Genomic DNA, 22,157 nt, shown 5'->3' with positions numbered 1-22,157 from the left:
TAACTGAATCGCCACCTTCTTGCACGTCAACCCTTCAAATCTCGGGTCTTCAGTGACTCCGGGTATAACCCTATTATCCTTGCCTGTCACTCTGCCTGTCGTGTTGTTCTGCGCGCTGGCGCTTGCACTTGAAGGGGGCAGCCCGTTTTACACGCAGGAGCGCCTGGGCCGGAATGGCAGACGCTTCCGAATCTTGAAATTACGCACCATGGTGCGGGATGCGGATGCCCGTCTGGCCGAATACCTTGCGCGGGACCCGGCCTTGCGGCGGGAATGGGACGCAACGCAGAAACTGAAGAACGATCCCCGCATCACCCGTGTTGGCCGTATCCTACGAGTCACCTCCATGGATGAGCTTCCGCAGCTGTGGAACGTGGTGAAAGGCGAGATGAGCCTTGTGGGTCCGCGTCCGATGATGCCCGAGCAGCTGGCGATTTACGGTGATCCGCGCGACTATTTTGATCTCAAACCCGGTTTGACGGGGCTGTGGCAGGTGTCGGCTCGCAACGAAAGCACCTTTGCCTTTCGCGCTGCCGCGGATTCCGAATACTGTCGCGCGCTAAGCCTTGGCTGTGACATCGGTCTGATCTGGCGTACTATCGGCGTGGTTCTGAAAGGTACAGGATATTAATCCCTGTCTGGTTCAATGCAGTCGCGAAGAGGACCCGCGCCGTGCATCTCATTATTGGTGCGGGCGCTGCCCTGCGGCCATGGCCGGAGCAAGGCGCGTTGCGGGCTTCTTTCGCAGGGGCAAGTTGATATGATCCTGAAGTTGGCAAAGCTGCGGCCACGTGGCAAGGCTGTGATGACAATATGAGCAAGGCATGACGCAACAGGGTTTTAAGAAGTTTCGGCGGCGCGCACAGGTTCAGCCCGAGGTGCAGGAACAGGTGCGCCCGGAACCGGATGAGGCTGTGCTGGAGAACGTACCACCCGGCCTGCAGTCCGAACCTGCCGAAATCCTCCCCACCACCTTGCCAAGCCCATGGGAACGGTTGGCCAGAATCTCCTTTGATCCTGACCGGGGGGGCCGTGATGGTGCGCCGCTGGCTTCAGCCGTGCGGACCGACCCGGCCGGGCGCGCCTTTGATCTGCTGCGCACGCGGCTGTTGCAAACCTTGAAGGTCCGCGGCTGGAACCGGGTTGCGGTCACTGCGCCCACCGGGGGCTGTGGAGCCACATTCTGTGCGGTCAATCTGGCGCTTAGCCTGGCGCGGGTGCCGTCCAGCCGGACCATCTTGATGGATCTCAACTTTCGCAGCCCTGGGGTGGGCCCAGCGATGGGGCTGGTGGCGGCGGGCGACATGGCGTCCTTCCTGTCCGGCACCCGCCCTGTAGAAGAGGCGCTGGTGCGCCCGCTCGATACGCTCGCGGTCGGGTTGAACGCGACGCCGGACCTGAACGCGGCAGAAATCCTGCATGACAGCCGTAGCGCCGCGGTACTGGACCACATGGTGGCGGACCTCGACCCGGAAACGGTTGTCTTCGACCTGCCACCGATGCTGGAGTACGATGATGCGGCGGCCTTCCTGCCGCAGGTCGACGGGGTGCTGGTGATCTCGGACGGGACGCAGACAACGGCGGCGCATCTGGCCGCTTGCGAGAGGATCCTCAATGGAAACGCGCCGTTGTTGGGGGTGGTCCTGAACCGAGGGCGCGCGACCGCCGACATCGGTCCTGTCGCATAACTTCCGCCAACCGGTCAAAGTTTTGCCTGCTTGCCATGGTGTGTATGGCACAGCACACTTTGCACGTTAATCTGCCCAGCGGCGCGACCGCGGCAAACCAAGAGATGTTGAATGGGTCCTATCTACTCCTTGCCGGATCTTCTGGACATGCTGCGCCGCCGTGCGTTGGTGATCCTTGCGATTGCCGTTCTGGGCAGTCTGGTGTCGCTGTTCCTGGCGGCTCGCCAACAGCATTTCTACGAAAGCTCCGAGGTCATCCAGGTCGCACAGCCGACAATCGCGGATGATCTGGCCAAATCAACGGTCGAAGGATCCACCGCGCGTCGCATGCAGCTGATCGAACAGCGGCTGATGGCGCGCAGCTCTGTACTGGAGATTGTCGAGGCGTTCGATCTATATGCCGATATGCCGGACCTTAGACCTTCGGACCTGGTTACGCTGGTGCGCGAAAACGTCTCGATTACCGGGGTAGCTGCGGTGCGCGAAGGCTTCGCCGATGATGGGACCATCGCTGTTTTGACCATCACCGCCCGCATGCCCAGCCCTGAACAGGCCCAGGCGGTTGCAGCGGAATTTGGGCGCCGGACGATCGAGCTCAGCGTCAGTACCCGTATCGAGCAGGCGCGAGAAACGTTGAATTTCTTTACCGCAAAGGAAACGGCCGTGGCCAAGGAACTGGCGGCGCTGGACGATGAGATCGCCTCCTACCGGACCGAGCACGACGTTGCTCAGCCGGGGGCGTTGGAAATCCGCCAAGGGGAAATCGCCACGCTGAACGAGGCGCTGCTGGATATTGACCGGGAGCAGATCCAGATCCGTCGGGCGGCAGATCAGGCGATGTCCAATGAACGCCCGGCAACAGCGCAGCGCATGCTTGAAGAATTCGAAGAGCAGCTTGCTACCCTGACCGCGCAGCGCGATCTTCTAACCCGGCGCAAGGCAGAAATCGAAGCGTCACTAGAAACCTCTCCTGAGGTCGAGCGTCAGCTCGCTGCCTATGACCGCAGGCTGCAACAGCTGCAGAGCGAACTGGAGACGACCCGTGCTCGCCGCAACGAGGCAGAGATCGGATTCCGTTTGGAAACCGCGCGCCAGTCCGAGCGGTTGACAGTGCTGGAACCAGCTGCCTTACCCGATTACCCGGTAACCGGGGGACGCAAGCGCACGGCGCTTTTGGGCGCCGCCGCCAGCCTGCTCGCCGCTTTGGTGATTGCCTTCCTTCTGGAGTTACGAAAGCCGGTGCTGCGCTCGGTCGCGCAGATGAAGCGGGAAACTGGGCTAATGCCGGTTGTCACCATTCCGGAAATGAAGTCCCCCGGCGGAAAACGGCGCTCAGGCAAAGGGCGGCGCAGCTGATCGTTTGCCTTGTGAGGGGACCGTCACGACCAAAAGCCGGGCGTGCAGTCCCAGTTGTCCTGCCGCAGGGGCGGCTGTAGGGCAGGCGGTGGATCAGGGGGCTAGCGCCTTGATCAGGGTCAGCACCGCATCTTGATGCCACCAAAGGGCGCTGCCTCCGACCAGAACAACCAGAAAGCCAGAGACCAGATCGTGCAGGGGATCCCAGGCGCCGTGTCGGAGGGCCAGCCAGATCAGCACCGGATAGGCGCCGAGCATCGCCAATCCCAGCGCTGCAATACCGCCGGGCAACCCGAACCAGTAGGTGCCGAGTAAGAAAAGTGCTGTTTGCAGCAGGGCGCGGCTGGCGGTGAAGACAAAGAACGCCCGGCTGTCTCCGGCGGCCAATGCGGCCTGATCGTAGGTCATGGTGATGACGGCCGGGGCTAGCGCCAGTGAGATCAGCACGATCATCGCACCCGCCTGCTGATAGCGCGCATCATAGAGCAGCTCTGTCAGCCAGGGGCCGATCCACGCCATGATCAACAGCAGCGACAGGATCACGGCGCTCAGACCTGCGCGCAGCAGCCGGTGTTTGCGCCGGTTTTCCGGCGGCCCATCGGCGGGCTTGTCGCGGTAGACCGGAATCATCAGCCTCTGGTTTACCGCATGGCCCAGCAGCATCGGGAAACTCGCTAGAAAGTAGCCGATATTATAAACGCCCAGCACATCCAGCGGCACAAAGCGGCCCAGAATGGCCCGGTCCCCCTGCGAGGTCAGGAACCAGAAGGCCGTGGAGAGGAATATCCACTTACCAAAGCGGATCAGCTCCTGCGCGGCGCGGGGTTCCCAGCGAAACCGGTTTGTCTGCCCTGGCAGGCCGAAATGGGTCAGCGCCAGTTTCGCCGCGGCCTGAATGACCCCGCCCAGAACCAGCGCCAGAACCGATCCGGTTGCCCATGCCAAAAGCACCATAGCGCCGATGCCAAGGGCCTGCGCCGCGAGATCCAGTGCAGTGAGGCGCCCGACCAGCAAGTGCCGGTGCGCAGTTTCGATGCGGGTCGGGTTGAAGCCCGCGATGGCGAGGCCAATGCCGGCGATCGGCAAGTAGAGCAGCAGATCCGGGGCCTGATAGAGCCAGGAAACAGGCCAGGCCAGCAGCAGAGTCATCCCCCAGAGACCGAACCCGCGGACAACTTGAATGGTCCAGGCGGTGTTGAGAAAGTCGGGATCATCGCCGCGTTCATTCTGCGCAATGGACGGGCCGATCCCGACATCGGAAAACAGGGAAAGGCCAACGGTCACCACGCTGACCAGTGCCATCAGGCCAAAGGCCTCGGGGAACAGCAGCCGGGCCAGGATCAGATTGGCGCCAAGCCGCAGTGCCTGGCTGCCGCCATAGCCGATCATCAGCCAGGAGGCCGAGCGCAGCACCCGCGCCAGCAGACCCTGGCCGGAAAACAGCGCGGCTTGCTTAAGCATCTGACCTCCTGATGGTTTTCTGCACGCTAGGCAGGGTGGCGCGGCGCGTCAATCGACATGCAACTTTCGGCGCTGCCTAAGCACGAAACCCGGCAGTTGCTTGCGACAATCCGTTGGCTGGGCAATGATTGATGCGCCGTCGTGACAGGCAGTGAAGCAGCGCGACGGTGGCAACATCTGCTGCCAACGGCGCGCTCCCGCCCATCTTGCCCACGGCAGAGCCGCGTGTGCGACGGTTGGGCCTGGCGCCGCGCAAGCGCGGCGCGGTGGCGTCAGTTCGCAGGCGTCAGGAGGCCTAGCGACCTCTGGCCCAGCGTGTCTTGGTCCTGAACAGTGGTGTCTTTATCGTCAGGCTGACCAGCGCATAGGCGGCAAACCCCAGCGGGGCGCGCAGGAAGAGACGCATCAGACCCGATGCGCCGAGGCTGCGTTTGTCATCGTTTTCCAACAGATGCGGAAATCGCTCGGCGATTTCCTCGACGCCGACATTCTGCCGCCTGCGCACCCGCACAAGATTGGCAAAGCCTTCGACCATCGGCCAGTCATAGCGGGCGGGCACACGAAAGCGCTCGGCAGGGGCAAAGGACAACCGTGCGAATGTGTCGTCCGAGATGATGTCGGGCCAAGCCTGCCAGCGCTCACGCCCGGTACGGGTCATAGCGAAAAGACCAAAACCGGGGGCGCCATCCGTAACAAAGGGCAGTTTGGACCAGAATTGCCCATAGGCGCGGGTCAGGGAAGAGCGGGCCGGAGCGACACGGGGGCTGCCACTGGCATAACGCGGTCGCTCCGGCGTCAGAGCCCCTGCCAGTTGCGCCAAGAGAGGCGGGGTAACCGTGACATCGGCATCAAGATAGACCAGCACAGCGCCCTTTGCACGGGCATCTCCAGCGTTGAGCGCCGCCAGCTTGCCCCCCTGCGGGAGGTCGATCACCTTGCGGCTCCAGCCTTGGGAAAGGGTGACAGAACGGGCAATTTCAGCGGTGTCATCGGTGCAGCCATTGGCCAGCACCAGAACCTCGGCCGAGCCGGGCAACGGATCAGAGGCAAAAAGCGCCTCAAGACAGGGGCGGATATACGCCGCCTCGTTATGGGCCGGGATCAGCACGGATATCAGCGGTGTCATTTCACCGCCTCCAGCACCCGCCAACGCGGGTTGTCGTCGCTGAGCGTGCGCCGCGCACCCCAGCTGCCCCATTTGCCGGGCACAGCCACATCGGCATAGGCCGCGAACAGGGTGCCGCCATGCTCGGCCCAGCCGGTCAGCATCTTCGTATAAAGCGCGGCCATTTCTTCGGTGTAATTAAAGTGGGTGAAAAAGCCGGTCAGCTCTGCGTCCTCGACCATCTGGCCGACACCCACCACATGGCTGCCGCCCTCGTACATGATTAGGTCCAGCTCGTATTCGTCGGCGACGGATTTGTGATAGGGCAGCTCCTTGTCCAGAAAACCGGCCATAGCGCCATTGCCGTCCTCGCTGAGGAGGCCATCCTCGATTTCGAGCATAGCCTGCGCCGTTGCCACATCGTACTGATGCGCCTCGATATAGGCCGCAGCCTCGGCGCCCTGCAGCCCCAGATCGGCGGCGGCAGAGCGGGCCCGGTCGCGGCTGTCGGCGATCCAGGCGCGCACCATGGGGGCGTTGTCGCGCAGGCCAAGCGTGCCGCCGAAATAGCCGGTGATCGCATAGGCATCGAAATAGCGCGCCGGGGGCAGGCGGTCTGGCGCCCCGGCCACCCAGAGCGGTGCGTTCAGCACCTGTTCCTCAAGGCCCGGCCAGCCGGTCTGACTTGAAATCACCCGCACCAGTTGCTGGTCGGCGTCTGCGCCAAAGACATCGGTCCAGATCCGCGACATTTCCGCAGCCCGCCCGCCGTAGAACTGCATCCAGAGGTCACTGCCGCCCCAGAGGCTGCGGGCCTGCTCGTCGGCCCATTGGGCCTGTGCAAATTGCCAGTTCCAGACCTCGTTGGAGTATTCCACATAGGCACGTAGATCCTCGTCCAGGCCGCCATCCACCAGCTGGGCGAAATTGCGCAGATAGCTGTCGTCGGCCATATGGGGCATGTTGAACCAGGGATCGGCGCCCAGCGTATTGGCCAGCGCCAGCAGGATCTCGGCCGGAACGCCCTTGCGCGCCCAGGTGTAATCGGAGACCTCCGGGCGGTCTTCCCAGCCAACCTGTTCGGAATCATTGGTTTGCATCCAGTCCATAAAGCGCAGCACGTCAAACCCATCCAGCATGTCGAGCCAGAGTGGGTTGAACAGGGCGCCATCTTCATAGGCCTGCAGCTGATCGGCGCGCACCACGGTGATATTGCGGACATAGTCCGCCCCGCGCCCAGTACGCTGAATGCGGATTTCGACCGGACCGGGGCCGGGGGTATAGTCAAAGGTGACCTTGCCCTTGCCATAGCGGACGTTTTCGGCGCGGCCAGAGACCTCGACAATGCCGGAGCCGTCAAAACGCAGCATATAACGCCCGGCAAGCGAGTGCGCCGAGGCGGGCAGATCGGTCAGAATGACGGTGCCGATGGAGCCAAGCTCAGGCGGCATGGCGGTGGGCCAGCCTTGCGGATCCAGATAGCCTGCAGCGGCAAGATCGTCATGGCCGACACCGCCCCAGCGCCCAGGCAGGTGGCCGATCCACGGGCGGGCGGTTTTGAAATGGTCAAGGAAGGGCGCCTGCGGGCTCCAGTCGGCGACCTCCATCAGGTTCATGGCGATCGGCTGGCGCGGCGGTCCCTTTGCGGTGATTTCCGGCGCGGGGGCAGAGGCCGCAACCTCCTCATTCAGGCGTGGCGCAGCGGGGTCGGAGGGCAGCGGCGGCGGGTCGGGCGGCAGGGCGGCGGTGCGCACCTCCTCGCCTTGGGCCGCGGCCCAGGCGATCTCCTGCAGCCGCCGGGCCAGTGCGGGCGCAGGCGCCGGATAGGCTTTGCCCCAACGATCCTTCAGCCGGTGCGGCAGGCCCATTGGGCTGTGTCCGGTCAGAACCGCATATTGCAGCGCGCTGATATAGTAGAACCCGGTGGCATTTGGGTGGATGTCATCGGAAAAGACTTCGGAAATCTCGGTGAGGCCCGGCACCGTTCCGGCCCGGATGGCATCGTCCAGACGCGCCATGGCCTGCCCGGCGGGAAGTAGGCGCATATCACCACCGACGCTGTCGTTGACTTCATCGACCACAGCCTGCCAGCGGGGCAGGTCCTGCTCCAGCCGGTCACGCCAGGCGATATCGGCGCCTTCGTCAAACGGCACCTCGGTGCCGGTTCCGCTGCTGAGGCTGTGCCAGGTTTCCTGCAGATAGACCGCGGCAGCCGGATTGGCATCCTTGGCCAGCTGGTAATAGCGGGTGACGGTCTCTTCGGTATTGCTCCATTTCAGGTGATTGGCCAGCGGAAGGCCCTCGGTGAGGATCACCGCGTCGACTGGGGTCTGGAGCCGCTCGCGGGCGTTCACCCCTTCGGCGCTGTCGCCGTGCTCCCAGTTGTAGCTGAGCGGCGCGCCATTGATGATCTGCGCTTCGACGGTGGCACTACTACTGGACTGGCGCAACAGCTGTTCCAGCATGGCGGGATTGTCCTGGCCAAACAGCGAATGGCCCACCATCAGGACCGAGGTGATCAGTGTTTCAAGGTTCATCCGTTCTGGCCTGCGTCAGAGAGACCCGTGCGGGGGATCCCTGTCACCACCTGCCAGACGATTTGCTGCACCGTCTCGGCAGCGGCCGGTGACAGCGCCGTCGCTGCCTCTCCATCCGGACGCGACAGCTGGTGCGGCAGGCCAACAGGGGAGCGGTGATAGAGCACGGCATAGTGGGCGAGGGCGACAATGTATGTGCCCAAGTCATTGATATGAATAGTGTCCTGTGCGCCTTCCGGTGTCTTGGCGAAAAGATCCGAAACATCGCTCAGCCCGTCGATCTGGCCTGCATCAATGGCCCGTGCGACAGCGGCCATGACCTGTCCGGCGGGGATCAGGTAGACCGGGCGTTTGGGATTGCGACGCGTGTCTGATCCGAGCACCTTGCCCAGCCAGAGCCGGTCCAGATCGCTTGCGATGCGCGCCTGCCAGCCGTCCGGGTCATCAAGGTGATGCCAGGTCTCATAAAGATAGATCCGCGTGTCAGGCGAAGCATCACGGGCCAGCGCGGCCCAGCGGCGCATGTATTTGGCGGAGCCGAAATACTTCACCGCGTCGCGCAGCTCGACCATTTCTGTCAGCACCACCGCATCATAATCGCCAGAACCGATGGCCTCTTTGGCGTCGCGCCAGATGGGGGCCTGATTCACCAGATCGAAATGAAGGATCGTCTCCTCCGGCTCCCAGTGCTGCTTTAGCGATGTGCCCGACCCGAGCTGGCTATTCCAGCTGTGCCCCTTGGGGGCAAGCTGCGCCAGCATATGCGGCATCACGGGGCCAACCAGAGAGTGGCCAAGGTGATAGACCTTCATTGGCTGCTCTGGTGGGGTCAGCACCGGCAACGGAAACGGCGCGGCCTGCAGGGGCAGGCTGGCCCAAATCCCGTGCAGGCAGGTCGTCAACGCCAGAAGCAGAGATCGTTTTCCCATTGCTCACGCCTCCAGGCTTGCTGCGGTGAAAATGATACCTTCCCCGATGACATAGGCGCCGTTGATCCGGGCGCCAGTGCGAAACGGCGGGCGGTCGACGGTGAAGGCGGCTATGAAACGTCCGCGCCGGACCGTTTCGCACACGTCTTCTGGTTCGATTTCCAATTCCATGCCGTCAAAGCCGAAAAACTGTTCACTGACAGTATACTGGCACTTATAGGCGGCTTCCTTGGCGGAGAAGATCAGCTTGGCCATCTGGCCGGGGTTGTCCTGCGAGCTCAGCCAATCCTGTTCGCGGGTAGAGCAGATCGCCGGGCGCAGGTCGTCTTTCAGGGGCGTGTCTTCCTCGACGTCGATGCCAATGGCGCGCCGGGTCTGTGTCGAGGTCACGGCGGCAAGGGCGCAGCTGTGGGTATGGGTGATCGATCCGGTCAGCCCTGTGGGCCAGATGGGCGCGCGGGATTTGGCAATCACGATGGGGCAGGGCGCCCGGCCAAGATCCTGCATCGCCCGGTGCGCAGCCGCCCGCCCGGCGGCAAATTCGCGGCGGCGTTTCTCCACGGCGCTGGGCGACAGGCAGGCGCGCTCCTGCGGGAAGGGATCGGGCAGCGCCCCCAGCGGGTTGGCCGCCCCCAGCGATATGCCCGCGCCAAAGAGCGGCCGGACCAGAGCCAGCCGCGCATCGGTTGTCTGATCAAGGGGGGCGGGGCTGTCAGTTATCATCCGGTCCGGGCTTTGCGGCTGGCGCGCATCGCCCGCCGTTTCGACATGGTTTCCGATTTGGCCGCCTCGGCTACGGCGGCCTGTTCTGCATCGGCCGGATCATCCGGCGATTCCGCGCCGCCTGCAAGCCCTTCGATATGGGCGGCCAAACCGGCCAGCGTCGGGAAGCGGAAGATGTCGGTGATCGACAGTTTCGGCACCTCCAGCGCCGTGCGGATGTCCCGGTGCGCCTGCACCGCCAGCAGGGAGTGACCGCCAAGGACAAAGAAATTGTCCTGCGCGCCGATCCCATCGAGACCAAGAATCTGCCCCCAGATCGCGGCGATCTTGCCCTGCGCGCCGCCCTTGGGAGGGGTCACTGCGGTGGGTGCGGCAACCCGCGCCGGTTTTGGATCCGGCAGCGCCTTGCGGTCGATCTTCTTGTTGGGGGTCAGTGGAAACGCATCCAGCGTCACGATATGCGATGGTACCATCACCTCGGCCAGCCGGGCCGAAAGCGCCTGTTTCAACGCAGCCTCCTGCACCGGAGCAGAGGTGGTGATATAGCCGACCAGTTGTTCCCCCGCGCCGATCTTGCGCGGCATGACAACCGCGCCGGTGACGCCGGGCTGGACGGCCAGGGCCGCTTCAATCTCTCCAAGTTCAATACGTTGGCCGCGGATCTTCACCTGATGGTCGGTCCGTCCCAGGAAATCGAGCCGCCCATCCGCGCGCCAGCGCACCAGATCGCCGGTGCGATACATCAACCCGCCGCCAAAGGGATCGGGGACAAACCGCTCCGCTGTCAGTTCGGGCCGTTGCCAGTAACCTGCGGTCACCCCGTGTCCGGCGATGAACAACTCCCCCGGTGCACCGATGGGCTGCGGCGCGCCCGCAGCATCCAGCACGTAAACTTGGGTATTGGCGATGGGCCCGCCGATATCGGCAACGCCTGCCGGGACGCCATCAAGGGTTTGCATGGTCGACCAGATGGTAGTTTCGGTCGGCCCGTACATGTTGTGGATCTGCCCGGGTCCAGCCTCGCGCAGATCACCGGCCAGATCGCCGGGCAGCGCTTCGCCACCGACCAGAAGGTGCTGCAGATGTGGCAGCACCATGCGGGCCTCATCGTTCTGCACCATCATTCGCGCCATGGAGGGCGTACATTGCATATGGCTGACGTCATGGCGCAGGATCTGCGCCGCAAGTGAAAAGTCGTCCGTGGCCAATTCTTGCGGGGCGTTGGACAGGCGCAGCACCTCGGCCAGAGGTTTCAGCCCCTCGAGCACCACGTCAGGCGCGATTCCATAGTCGATGAGGCAGGCAATCTCGTCCACGCCGATGCGCTTCAGTTGTTCGACCCGGGCGACGCCATCCTGCACGGTGCCGAACAGGCCTGAGTCCTCGAAATAGCGCTCAAACGCAAAGTCGAGGATCGCATCCAGTTCTTCCTCGGACAGGATGCCAAGATCCATTTCAAAGGGATTATTGACGCCTTTGGGTTTCTTAAAGGCGGGGAAGGCCCAGGCGTATTGCTTGATCAGACCAGCGGCAGAGCGCAGGTAATCCTTCATCGGCTCGCGCGCGGTCTGACGGGCATCCTCGCGGCTGTCGGCCAGATAGGTGTGCAGCATCAGCGTTACGGTGAACTCCGCCGGATCATGCCCGGCGCCGCGCAGGGCGTCGTGGTAGATGCGGATCTTGCCCGCGACCTCATCAATGCTTTGCCCCAGAAGGTGGGTCAGGACATTGGCGCCGATCTCGCCTGCCTCGCGCCAGGTGTCGGGGTTGCCAGCCGTAGTGACCCAGACCGGCAGTTCGCTGGACACGGGGCGGGGCTGAGTGAGCACCGCATGGGTGCCGCCATCCTTGCGCGGGAAGGCGACCTCTTCGCCGCGCCAGAGTTTGCGCACGGTTTCGATGGCTTCGTACATCGCCGGTTTGTTGGCCGGAGGCGTATTCTCGGGGCGCAGGATGAAATCATCCGGTTGCCAGCCTGCGGCAAAACCGATACCGGCGCGCCCCGCCGTCAGGTTGTCGATCACCGCCCATTCCTCGGCGATGCGGGCGGGATGGTGCAGCGGCGCCACGCAAGAGCCCGAGCGCACACCGATATTCTGCGTCACCGCCGCGACGGCTGCCCCGGTGACCGAGGGGTTCGGGTAGGGACCGCCAAAGGCGTGAAAGTGCCGCTCGGGCGTCCAGACCGCGTTAAAGCCGTGCTGATCGGCAAATTTCGCGCCCTCCAGCAGCAGGTTGTATTTGCGTGGGCCGGGGCCATCATCATTGCCCCAGTAGAAGAGGTTGAAGTCCATCTTCCGGTCCGAGATGGCAATTGGCCCGTTGGATAACTGCAGGCGGCTTTCATCGCTGGAGAGCACCAGTTTGAAGCCGCGCGCGAGGGTCCAGAACAGCTCCAGCACCGAGATATCAAAGGAGAGGCTGGTCACCGCGAGCCAGGCATCGCCGGGCTGATGGGGAATGCGCGCATCCATGGCGGCAAAGAAATTCGCCACATTGGCGTGGCGCACCATCACCCCCTTGGGCAGGCCGGTAGAGCCGGAGGTATAGATCACATAGGCCAGATCCTGTCCGGTGGCGCCGCCATCGACAGGCGCGACACTCGGGGCGGGGGCATCCGCGCCATCCAGTACCAGCAGTTGCGCGCTTGAGGCGGGCAGGCTGTCGCGCAGGGCGTCTTGCGTCACGATGACATCGGCGCCGCTGTCCTTGATGAAATGGGCAATCCGATCCGCAGGGTAAGCGGGATCGAGCGGCACATAGGCGCCACCTGCCTTCATCACCGCAAGGGCGGCCACCACCAGATCCGGGCTGCGGGAGACGTAGATCCCTACATGGCTGCCGGGTTTGACGCCCATGTCCCGTAGCCTGGCCGCAACCCCGTTGGCGCGGGCATTGAGGTCTGCGTAGCTGAGGCTCTGATCCTCGAACACCAGCGCCGTGGCCTCGGGTGTGCGGGACACCTGCGCGGCAAATGCGGCGTGGATGGTCTGATCCGGGCCCGTGTCTGCGGCTGTCTGGTTCCAGTCGCTGAGCAGCACCCGGCGCTCATCCTCGGGCAGGACCGGCAGATCAGCAAGAGGGCTATTTGCATGATCCGGGGCGGAAATGGCGCCCAGCAGCAGCTCCAGCCGCGCGGCGAGCAGCTCCGCGGCCTTTGCTGTCAGCTGGGCGCCATCCACATGGAGCGCAAGCACCCCATCCGCCCATGACACGGTGGCGACGCAGCCTGGCAGAGCTGCATCCCGTCCCATGGACAAACCAATGCCGGGCTGTGCTTGCGGTGCCAGTTCCGGCGCGCGGGCAATCAAATCCTCGGCAAACCCGCCTGTCGCGCGGGCCTTTTTAATCTCTTTGGCGACGCGGCTCTGCAGATCCGCGAGGGTGTCGTCACGCTGTCCCTGCACCGGAACCCAGCCAGAGACAAGCCCCGCCAGCGGTGTCATGGTCTCAAGGCTGAGGGCAATATCGGCGACCTCTTCCCCCGCGCTGCGCAGGGCCCAGGTCAGGACTGCGGCGGCGACCTGTGTCTCTGTCAGGCCATCCGGTGCTGCAATGGGACGGCGGGTGAGGCCGCTGTTGCCGGTTGGTTCAGCAAGGGGAACGGCGACCGGGCGCATGGCCGCCAGCGCGCGGCGCCAATGGCTTTCGCCTTTCTGTGTCTTGGCAAGGGCTTCGGTAATCGCGTGCCTTTCCGCGTCACTCAGGATCGGGATCGCATCGCCGGGCTTGCACAGGTCGGCGGGCGCCAGTTTGCGCCCCGCAGGATCGGTCAGACCGCTGAGCCGCACCGCGCCATCGCCGCAGGCCACGGTCAGGCTGTCCTTGCTGACCGCGATCACACCGCCGGGCGCACCTGCACCCTCGACCGCCTCTGCGCTGCCGACCAGTAGGATATTCTCGCCAAGGGCGCATTTCGCGGCGCAAAGCGGGTTCCAGTAGCCGCCAAAATCAAGCGCGCGCACCACACGGGTGATCGCCGCCGCCGGGGCGGTGAAATCGATCAGCGCGCCTGCCGCGGGCCGGTCGCTGCGGGCGTAATAACTGCGCTGGCTCAGGTCCTGTGGCTGGCGGTTGAGTGTGCCTGCCTCCAGCTGGTCTATCACCGTGCCAAAGCTGTCCATCGCGGCGGCATAGCATTTGGAGTTGAGGCTGAAGGCGGTGTCATCCGTTGCCACATCGAACAGGCGCTGGGCGAGGATATCGCCTTCGTCGATGCCGCCTTCGATCATGTGCCAGGTGATGCCATAGCTGTCGGCGCCCTCAATCAGCGCCCAGTTCGGCGCGTTGAGGCCGGCGTAACGTGGCAGCGGCCCGTCGTGAAAGTTCACCGCGCCCTTGGCGGCCAGCGTCAGCACCCGGTCGGGAATGACCCGCAGGTTGGCAATGGAGAGCAGCCAGTCAAAGTCTTCGGTCAGCGTATCCGGGCTGGCGTGCAATGGGATTCCGTGTTTTTCGGCCCAGCTGCGAATACCATCATCCTGCGACACGACGGCAGAGATTTGATGCCCGCGCGCCAGCAGCGCATCGCCGCATCCCACCGCGAGGGATTCATTGCCGATGATGACTGAGGAAAATTGGCTCATTTCTGTTCCTCCGGAACATGACTGTGAGGGCGCGTTTCACGTATTGCTGTCTTGGGGCGGATCGCCGACCGCAGCGCGTGGGTCAGCAGGTCGCGCAGGAAATGCGGCGCATCCGCGGCTGGCTTTTTCTGGATCAGTCGCCGCAGCCCATAAAGGCCGCAGCCGAGGACGCGCGCCAAGGTGGCGAGGGCGGCGTAGATCACCCCGTGCGTCTTGACGAAATAGTGCATGCGGGAATCAAACCAGTAGGTCGGTGTGCGGTCCCAGGACTTCATCCCGGTCGAGGCCGAGCCGAGATGCGCCACGGTGCTGGTTGGCACGTAATGCGTGCGCCATCCGGCCTGCGCGGCGCGTTTGCACAGATCCGTTTCCTCGAAATAGAGGAAAAAACTTTCGTCAAAGCCACCGATATCCTCGATCACTTCGCGGCGGATCATCAGGCTGGCGCCGGCGGTCCAGTCGACCTGGGTCTCCTGCTCGGGCATGTCCATTGCCACCACCGCATGGGATAGGAGCCGCGTCACGATACCGGTGCGGGCGGCCATTTCGAACTCTCCCGCGATCGAGGGGAAGCGGAAGGCGGTGCGGTGGGGCGCATCATCCGTGCCATGCACAAAGGATCCGGCGAGGCCAGCACCGGGGCTGGAAAGGAGAAAATCCCGCAGCCGGGAAATCGTCGTGCCCTCCACGAAGGCATCGGAGTTCAGCAGGTAATAGAACCCCGGCTCGCTGCCGTCGGGCAGACCGGCCTCCATGCCGATGTTCATGCCCGCGCCAAAGCCACCGTTGACGGGCGAACGGATCAGCCGCAGTTTGCCGCTGTCCAGCCAGCCCCGGCTGGTGGCGCCTGCTTGCAACTCTTCCCACGAGTTATCGCCCGATCCGTTTTCCACGATCACCACGGCGCCGGGCAGATCTTCCATTTCCGCCAGCGCTGCCTCTGCCGCCTGCAGCGTCATCTGCGGGGTGCGGTAGTTCAGGATGATGGTCAGAACGCTGTCGCTTTGGGACTGTGGGGGAGGGGCCATGGACATCTACTCCGCCGCCTGATTGCGCACTTGCCGGGCATGCTCCGGTGCTGGCGCAGTATAGCCAGCCTCGGCCCGGTCCAGCCGCGCTTTGACCTCAGCCGCCAGAACGCTGACGTTTGGTACCAGCACCATGCTGTCGTGGTCACCGGGCACTTCGATCACCTCGATTTCCGGCGCCCAGCGGGTCCAGTCGTTGTCGTCAAAGACATACTCCCGCTCGGCGCTGACCCAATTGCCCCCCGAGACCTGCCAGTGCTGGTCCAGTGGCGGACGGAACAGCGACATGGCGCCGTCCCAGGGCTGCAATTCATAGCTGGCAACAGCGGCGCGGAAGCCCATTTCGATCTGCCGGTTGTTAAAGGCAGGCGCGGCGCCTGAATCGTTGCTGCCTTGGCGGCGTTGGCGTTTTGCGATCTCCCAGGCAACGCGGTTGCGCGCCCATTCCGCCAGATAGGACGGTCCCTTGCGGCGCAACTCCTGCAGTTTGATCAGCGCCTTGTCCTGTCGGCTCAGCGGTGGGCGCACCGGCAGCGGTGTGTCGAGCAGGACCAGCGCGGCGGTTTCCTCTCCGGCAGCCTTCAGCTGCTGCGCCATTTCATAGGCCGTGATGCCACCGCCCGAGAAACCGCCCAGAAGATAGGGGCCCTGCGGCTGGATCTGCCGCACCTCGTGCAGGTAATCGGCGGCGGCCTCGCCAATGTTGTCGTGTGGCGCGACGTCCCCGATCAACCCGCGCGCCTGAAGGCCGTAGACCGGGCGGTCGCTGCCCAGCATCTGGGCCAGATGCCGCAGGTTCAGCACGTTGCCAAACATACCGGCCACAAGGAAGAAAGGGCGCCGCCCGGTGCCATCTCCGGCGTGAAGCTTGACCAGATGGGTAAAGGGTTCTGGCCCTGCGTCATCGGTAGTGGCCGGGGACTGCGCGCTGCCTTCGGTGGTCACGCCGCCGCCTGTTCGGGCGATAATCCTGGTCGCCAGATCAGCAACGCTTGGGGCTTCGAAGAGGACTGACAGGGGGAACTCGACGCCAAAATCCCGCTTGATCTGGGCAAACAGCCGCACCGCGATCAGGGAATGCCCACCCAGATCGAAGAAGCTGTCGCGGGTGCCGACCTCGCCCACCCCCAGAAGTGTCTGGAAATATCCCGCCAGGACCTCCTCAACCGCGTTTTCCGGCGCCACGTAGTCAGTGTCGAGCTGCGGGCGCTCAAAGCTCTGGCTGTCCGATGGGGCCTCGGAACTGGTCATCTTGGCCTGTTCGATCAGGGCAGGCAGATCAAGAGCCGAGACCACGACCTGCGACAGGCCGCCGGAGGTTGCCACGGCAAGGGCGCGCGTCAGGGCCTCGCCCCCGTCTTCGGCGCGGATGCCGTTTGCGATATTGTGGTGAAGGCGGCGTTCCTCGGGCGACAGGGGCTGAGCGCTGCCACCTTTGCCCATGGCAATACCGGCGGCGCTGACATCAGCCGCCGCAGTTGCAGCGGGAGCCAGAGCCTGCGTCATCCGCTGCATGCGGAAGCCTTCGATCTCGACCAGAACCCGCCCTGTATCATCGCAGAGCGTCACGTCGAATACGGCGGTCCCTTCGCCAGCGGCGTCGGCGGCTTGCGCGGACAGGCGCATGTGGCTGTGGATTGTCTCGGTCAGTGGCGCATGGATGCGGATTGCCCGGTACGACAGGGGCACCCAAAGGTGGTCAGAGCTATAGCCCGGCGCCAGCGCGATGGCCCAGCCAGTCGCCAGATCCAGCAGACCCGGGTGCAAAAGCGCCCCGTCGGATTTGGCCGCATCGGCCAGTTGCAGTGTCGCGATCCCTTCGCCACTCCCAAAGGCCATGCGCTGCAGCACATGCCAGCGCGGGCCAAAAAGCAGGTTGGCCTCCTGCGGGGATTTCAGCCGCGCGCCATCGGTTTCGGTCTGCGACGGGCAGCGGGCGGCAAGAGCGTTGAGATCAACCGGCGCCGCCGGGCTCTGCGCCTCGGCAAATGTCACCTTGGCCTCGGCATGCAGGGCATAGCCTTCGCCGCTGGCGGTGTAGAAGGACAGCGCGTAGCCGTCTTCCTCGGCCAGCAGCCGGATCAGCAGATCTGCCGGGCTGTCATCGGCGACCACAAGCGGGCGCAGGAAGTAAAGGTCGTGCAGTTCAAAGGCCGGAAGCGCGCCATCCTCGGCCATGCCAAGGGCCGTCATCGCCTCTGCAGCCAGTTCGATGTAACCGGTGCCGGGCATCACTGCGGTGCCATCGGCGGTGCGGTGTTCATTCAGCAGCCAGTGTTGGGCTGCATCCAGTCGGGTGCGGTAGATCCGGTTGCCGCTGCCATCAAATCCTTCGCTGTCCAGCAGGGCCTGTGCGCAGGGCACAGGGTCCGAGGGGCCGTCACTGCCTTGCCGCGCGGCCATCGCTTCGGAAGCCATGCCGGTATCGGCCCAGACGCCCCAATCCACCGCCACGACACGGGTCTTGCCGCCCCGGCGATGCGCCGCCCAGGCGTTGAGGTATTCGTTGGCGGCGATGTAATCCACCTGTCCCACCGGTCCCGTCACCGTCGAGGATGAGGAGAACAGCACCATCAGATCAAGGCTGCCATCGGGGAACAGGCTGTCCAGTACCCGCAACCCGCTGACCTTGGGTGCCAGGACCTTGGCGATCTGTTCGTCTGATTTCGCCAGCAATGGCCCGTCATCTATATTGCCCGCGCCATGGATCACCCCGGTGAGGGGGCCAAAGCGGTCCTCGGCGGCCTTCAGCGCGGCGCGCATCTGGCCGGAGTTGCAGACATCGGCGGCCAGCGGCAGCACCGCGCCCTTGCCGATCTCCTCCAGGGCCTCGACCGCGCGGATGCGCGTGGCGGTGCGGTTGGCGGGGCTGTGACTACGCAGATATTGCGCCCATCCGCCGCGCTCGGGCAGGCCCTCGCGCGAAATCAGGACAACATTTGCGGCGTATTCCTCCAGCAGGTGCCGGGCAATTGAGAGGCCAATGCCACCATAGCCACCGGTGATCAGATAGGTGCCCCCCTGTTTGAAGGTGGGCAGCTCGGCCTGCGGCAGCGCGACCGGGCGCCAGTCCAGCTCATAACGTTTTTCACCGCGCCAGGCAGCGGCTGTGCTAGTCGGCTCGGCCAGAAGTTCCTCAAGCAGGCGAGAGGAGATATCTGGTGCCGCTGCGCCCTTGATCCGGGCCAGCAGACCTGTTTCTGCGCGGGGAAGTTCGATGTCCACCGTGGCGCAGGAGAATCCAGGCAATTCGCGTGGGATCACCCGGGCAGGACCGGCGATCATCGCCTTTTCCGGATCCGGCAAGGCCTCGTCCCGCAACTGCACAGCGCCGGTGGTGAAGACGGTGATGTGCGGCGGCTGGGGCAGATCGGCGCTGCCAAGCTCCTGCGCCAGCGCGGTCAGGGCGTAAAACCCGGTTTCCAGATTGCGGTCAAAGAAGGAGCTGCCGGGGCGGAAGGTCTCGCCTTCGGTCGCTAGCCAGAAATGCGCAATCCGGGTTGGCAGCATCTCGGTCCGGGCCAGATCCGCCAGCAGTGCAGCATAGCCCGCGCGGCCCTGTTCGGGCGCCAAGATGTAAGAGGTCGGCGATAGCTGCGCATAGGTATCCCCGGTGCGCAGGCGCACCACGGCGTGCCCTGCCGCCACCAGCCTGTCCGCCACCTGAGAGGCAAGGCCGATGTCGTCTTCGAAGATCAGCCAGCATTGCGGGTCCTGATCCAGTTCGGTGTCCACATCCAGCGCGCAATCGGCAAGGCGCGGGCGCCAGGCCGCACGGTAGCCCCAGTTGTCGATGTCTTCGTGGCGAGCGGGCAGCGGGGCCTCTTCGACCTGCGCGGCGGTGCCGGGTTCGATGAAATAGCGGCTGCGCTGAAAGGCATAAGTGGGCAGCGGCAGGCGATGGCGCTTTGCCTCGCCCCAGATCTGATCCCAATCGGCGTCATACCCGCAGGCCCAGAGCCGTCCGATCACGCCAAAGAAATAGGCATCATCCATCACATCCTGTTCGGGATGGCGCAGTGAGCTGAGCGCCTGTCCGGGGGCGACCGCCGGGGCCATCTGCGCCAGCGCGCTGAGCGCCTTGCCCGGGCCGACCTCCAGATAGATGCGGCCCGGCACCTCGGCCAAGCTGTCGATGCAGGCGCCAAATTGCACAGTGCCGCGCAGCTGGCTGACCCAATAGTCGGGGTCGGTGGCCTGCTCTGGTGTGAGCTGGGCGCCGCTGCGGTTGGACATCACCGGGATCTGCGGCGCCGACAGGTTCAAACCGCGCAGGAAGGCGCCATATTGCTCAAGGATCCCGTCCAGCATCCGCGAATGGGCCGCAATATCGATCTGGATCCGCTGATGGTCGATGTCGCGTGCGCTCAGGTCCTTTGCCAGCCGGTCCAGCGCGGCCTGCGGACCGGAAACTGCGGTCAGGCGCGGCGCGTTGACGCTGGCGATATCGAGATCGTCACCGACCAGTGCCTCCACCTCGGCCAGCGGCAGGGAGACGGACAGCATGCCGCCCGCGGGCACGGTGTCAAAGAGCCGACCGCGCAAGAGCACCAGATCGATGCAATCCTCGAATGAGATCACCCCGGCCAGACAGGCGGCGGTGTTTTCGCCCATGGAATGGCCGACCAGCGCAGCGGGGCGCACGCCCCAGCTGATCCAGAGCTGCGCCAGCGCGTATTCCACGATCATGATTAGCGGCAGCTGCACCGAGGGCTTTTGTAGGGCTGCATTCGCGGCCTCCTCCTGCCCCTCTTCGGGCAGCCACAGAGCGCGGATGTCATAGTAGAGGCTGGCTTGGAGGTGATCAATCCCCCGGTCCATCCAATCGGCAAAGACCGGTTCGGTCTCGTAAAGGTCGCGCGCCATGCCCGCGTATTGTGCACCGCCGCCCGGGAACATGAAGACGACCTCGGGCGCATCGCCCAGATGGTCGTGTGTAAAGACCTTGCGTGGATCGCCAGCCTCTAGCAGATCGGCGGCCTCGCTTGCGGTTTCGGCCACCAGCACCCGACGCTTGGCAAAACCGCGCCGCCCTTCCTTCAAAGTATAGGCCACATCGGCCAGATCCACCTCGGGGTTCTGGCGCAGCCACGCGGCCAGCGCGGCGCTGTTGTCGTCAAGCGCCGCCTTGGACCGGCCCGAGATGCAGAGCACATGGAAGGGGAAATCGCTTTCGTCGGAGGCGCCGCGGTCTGGCGCTTCCTCCAAAATGACATGGGCGTTGGTGCCGCCAACCCCCAGCGCGTTCACCGCGGCACGTCTCGGCCCGGAATTGGACTGCCAGTCGCTGAGAGCGGCGTTGACCTTGAACGGTGAACCGTCGAAATCGATGGCAGGGTTCGGCGCCTCGTAGCCCAGCGAGGCCGGGATCTGCTGATGTTTCAGCGCCAGCGCGGTCTTGGCCAGCCCAGCGACCCCTGCGGCCGTATCGAGATGGCCGATGTTGGTCTTGACCGAGCCGATGCGGCAAAACCCGCTTTCCTCGGTGCTGTCGCGGTAGGCTTCTGTGAGGGCGGTGACCTCGATTGGATCCCCTAGGTAGGTGCCGGTGCCGTGGCATTCCACATAGTCGATGGTCTCAGCCGCCACATCCGCTGCCGCCAGCGCTTTGCGTACGGCAGTGGCCTGTCCTCCGACCGAAGGCGCGAGATAGCCAGCCTTGTCGGCGCCGTCGTTGTTGATCGCGGAGCCCTTGATCACGGCCCAGATATGGTCGCCATCGGCGATGGCATCCTCCAGCCGTCTGAGCGCCACCGCCCCAGCGCCAGAGCCGAAGACGGTTCCCTGCGCCCGGTGGTCAAAAGCATGACAATGGCCGTCCGGCGACAGGATCTCGTTTTCCTTGTATAGGTATCCACGCCCCTGCGGCAGCTCGATGGTGACGCCGCCTGCCAGCGCCATGCCGCATTCCCCTTCGCGCAGCGCCTTGCAGGCGTAGTGCACCGCCACCAGAGAAGTCGAGCAGGCGGTCTGAATGTTGACCGATGGCCCTTTCAGATCAAAGACATGGCTGACGCGGGTCGACAGGAAGTCCTTGTCGTTGCCGGTGTGGCGCAGCAGGAACATGCCAACCTCGTCCACCAGGGCCGGGTTCGAGCAGATGTTGAAATAGAAATAGCTGCCCATGCCGCAGCCCGCATAGACACCGATGGGCTCATCCAGGCTTTCGGGCGGGTGGCCAGCATCCTCCATGGCGCCCCAGGCGACCTCAAGGAACTTTCGGTGCTGGGGATCCAGAATGGCGGCTTCCTTGGGGCTGAAGCCAAAGAAATCGGCATCGAATTCGTCATAGCCCTCAAGACGCGCGGCGGCAGGCACATAGTTGGGATCGCTGAGAATAGAGGTGCGTTCACCGGCTTCCAGCAGGCTCGCCTCGTCCAGCACCTCGATGGATTCAATGCCGTCACGCAGGTTGCGCCAGAACGCCGCAGCGGATTCGGCGCCAGGCAGGCAGACGGACAGTCCGATGATGGCGATGTCACCGGAGTAGGCGTCGGCGCGTGTTTGGCTCTCGTCTTTGTTTCCCAACTTAGTCTTCACCTTTTACGCGTCTTACGCATCAACCCTGAACCGAAACCCGCAGCGCCGTGAAAGTGGAACGGGCCGGTCGTCTTTTGTCAATCCCTTCAACCCCTTGTCGCGCCCGGTTAACCTCTGTTCCGAAATAGGAAAAGCCCCCGGGAAAGCGGGTGCAGAGGTATCGTGAACCAAAACGTGGCTGGGCCGAATTCAGTCAAAACCTCG

Annotated in this window: 10 protein-coding genes and 1 pseudogene; 3 read left to right on the top strand and 8 right to left on the bottom strand. The window is 64.1% G+C overall.

From position 1 onward, the window contains the following. Positions 1-64: 64 nt before the first annotated feature. The 3 genes and pseudogenes from C6W91_RS10080 to C6W91_RS10070 all read left to right on the top strand — a co-directional run. Positions 65-631: pseudogene (locus C6W91_RS10080) on the top strand (sugar transferase); the annotation flags it as partial. Positions 632-824: 193 nt separating this feature from the next. Then, entirely contained in the window at positions 825-1,688 is an 864-nt protein-coding gene (locus C6W91_RS10075; protein ID WP_274867617.1) for a CpsD/CapB family tyrosine-protein kinase, read from the top strand. Positions 1,689-1,799: 111 nt separating this feature from the next. Continuing rightward, complete coding sequence (locus tag C6W91_RS10070; protein WP_274867616.1) at positions 1,800-3,044, top strand: DUF874 domain-containing protein; 1,245 nt, start codon at positions 1,800-1,802, stop codon at positions 3,042-3,044. A gap of 93 nt (positions 3,045-3,137) precedes the next feature. On the opposite strand, the gene C6W91_RS10065 is transcribed toward C6W91_RS10070, so the two are convergent. From C6W91_RS10065 to C6W91_RS10030, 8 genes are all read right to left on the bottom strand, one after another. After that, positions 3,138-4,505, bottom strand: coding sequence for an oligosaccharide flippase family protein (locus tag C6W91_RS10065; RefSeq protein ID WP_274867615.1), 1,368 nt, complete (start codon positions 4,503-4,505; stop codon positions 3,138-3,140). A gap of 295 nt (positions 4,506-4,800) precedes the next feature. Continuing rightward, complete coding sequence (locus tag C6W91_RS10060; protein WP_274867614.1) at positions 4,801-5,631, bottom strand: glycosyltransferase family 2 protein; 831 nt, start codon at positions 5,629-5,631, stop codon at positions 4,801-4,803. Further along, positions 5,628-8,147: a hypothetical protein gene (locus tag C6W91_RS10055; RefSeq protein ID WP_274867613.1), complete on the bottom strand. Its 2,520-nt coding sequence runs from the start codon at positions 8,145-8,147 to the stop codon at positions 5,628-5,630. Before C6W91_RS10055 ends, C6W91_RS10060 begins: the two co-directional genes overlap by 4 nt. After that, positions 8,144-9,076, bottom strand: a complete 933-nt coding sequence (locus tag C6W91_RS10050) for a hypothetical protein (RefSeq protein WP_274867612.1) — start codon at positions 9,074-9,076, stop codon at positions 8,144-8,146. The genes C6W91_RS10055 and C6W91_RS10050 overlap by 4 nt, the downstream gene beginning before the upstream one ends. Positions 9,077-9,079: 3 nt before the next feature. Then, entirely contained in the window at positions 9,080-9,799 is a 720-nt protein-coding gene (locus C6W91_RS10045) for a 4'-phosphopantetheinyl transferase (protein WP_274867610.1), read from the bottom strand. After that, positions 9,796-14,385, bottom strand: coding sequence for a MupA/Atu3671 family FMN-dependent luciferase-like monooxygenase (locus tag C6W91_RS10040; protein ID WP_370570783.1), 4,590 nt, complete (start codon positions 14,383-14,385; stop codon positions 9,796-9,798). The genes C6W91_RS10045 and C6W91_RS10040 overlap by 4 nt, the downstream gene beginning before the upstream one ends. Continuing rightward, positions 14,382-15,413, bottom strand: coding sequence for a glycosyltransferase family 2 protein (locus C6W91_RS10035; RefSeq protein WP_274867607.1), 1,032 nt, complete (start codon positions 15,411-15,413; stop codon positions 14,382-14,384). Before C6W91_RS10035 ends, C6W91_RS10040 begins: the two co-directional genes overlap by 4 nt. A gap of 6 nt (positions 15,414-15,419) precedes the next feature. Continuing rightward, positions 15,420-21,941, bottom strand: coding sequence for a beta-ketoacyl synthase N-terminal-like domain-containing protein (locus C6W91_RS10030; RefSeq protein WP_370570782.1), 6,522 nt, complete (start codon positions 21,939-21,941; stop codon positions 15,420-15,422). Between the last annotated feature and the right edge of the window lie 216 nt (positions 21,942-22,157).

Origin of the sequence: Phaeobacter sp. SYSU ZJ3003, assembly GCF_041300735.1 — a bacterium.
Classification (GTDB): domain Bacteria; phylum Pseudomonadota; class Alphaproteobacteria; order Rhodobacterales; family Rhodobacteraceae; genus Phycobacter; species Phycobacter gallaeciensis_A.
This window is presented reverse-complemented; position numbering and strand designations above follow the sequence as displayed.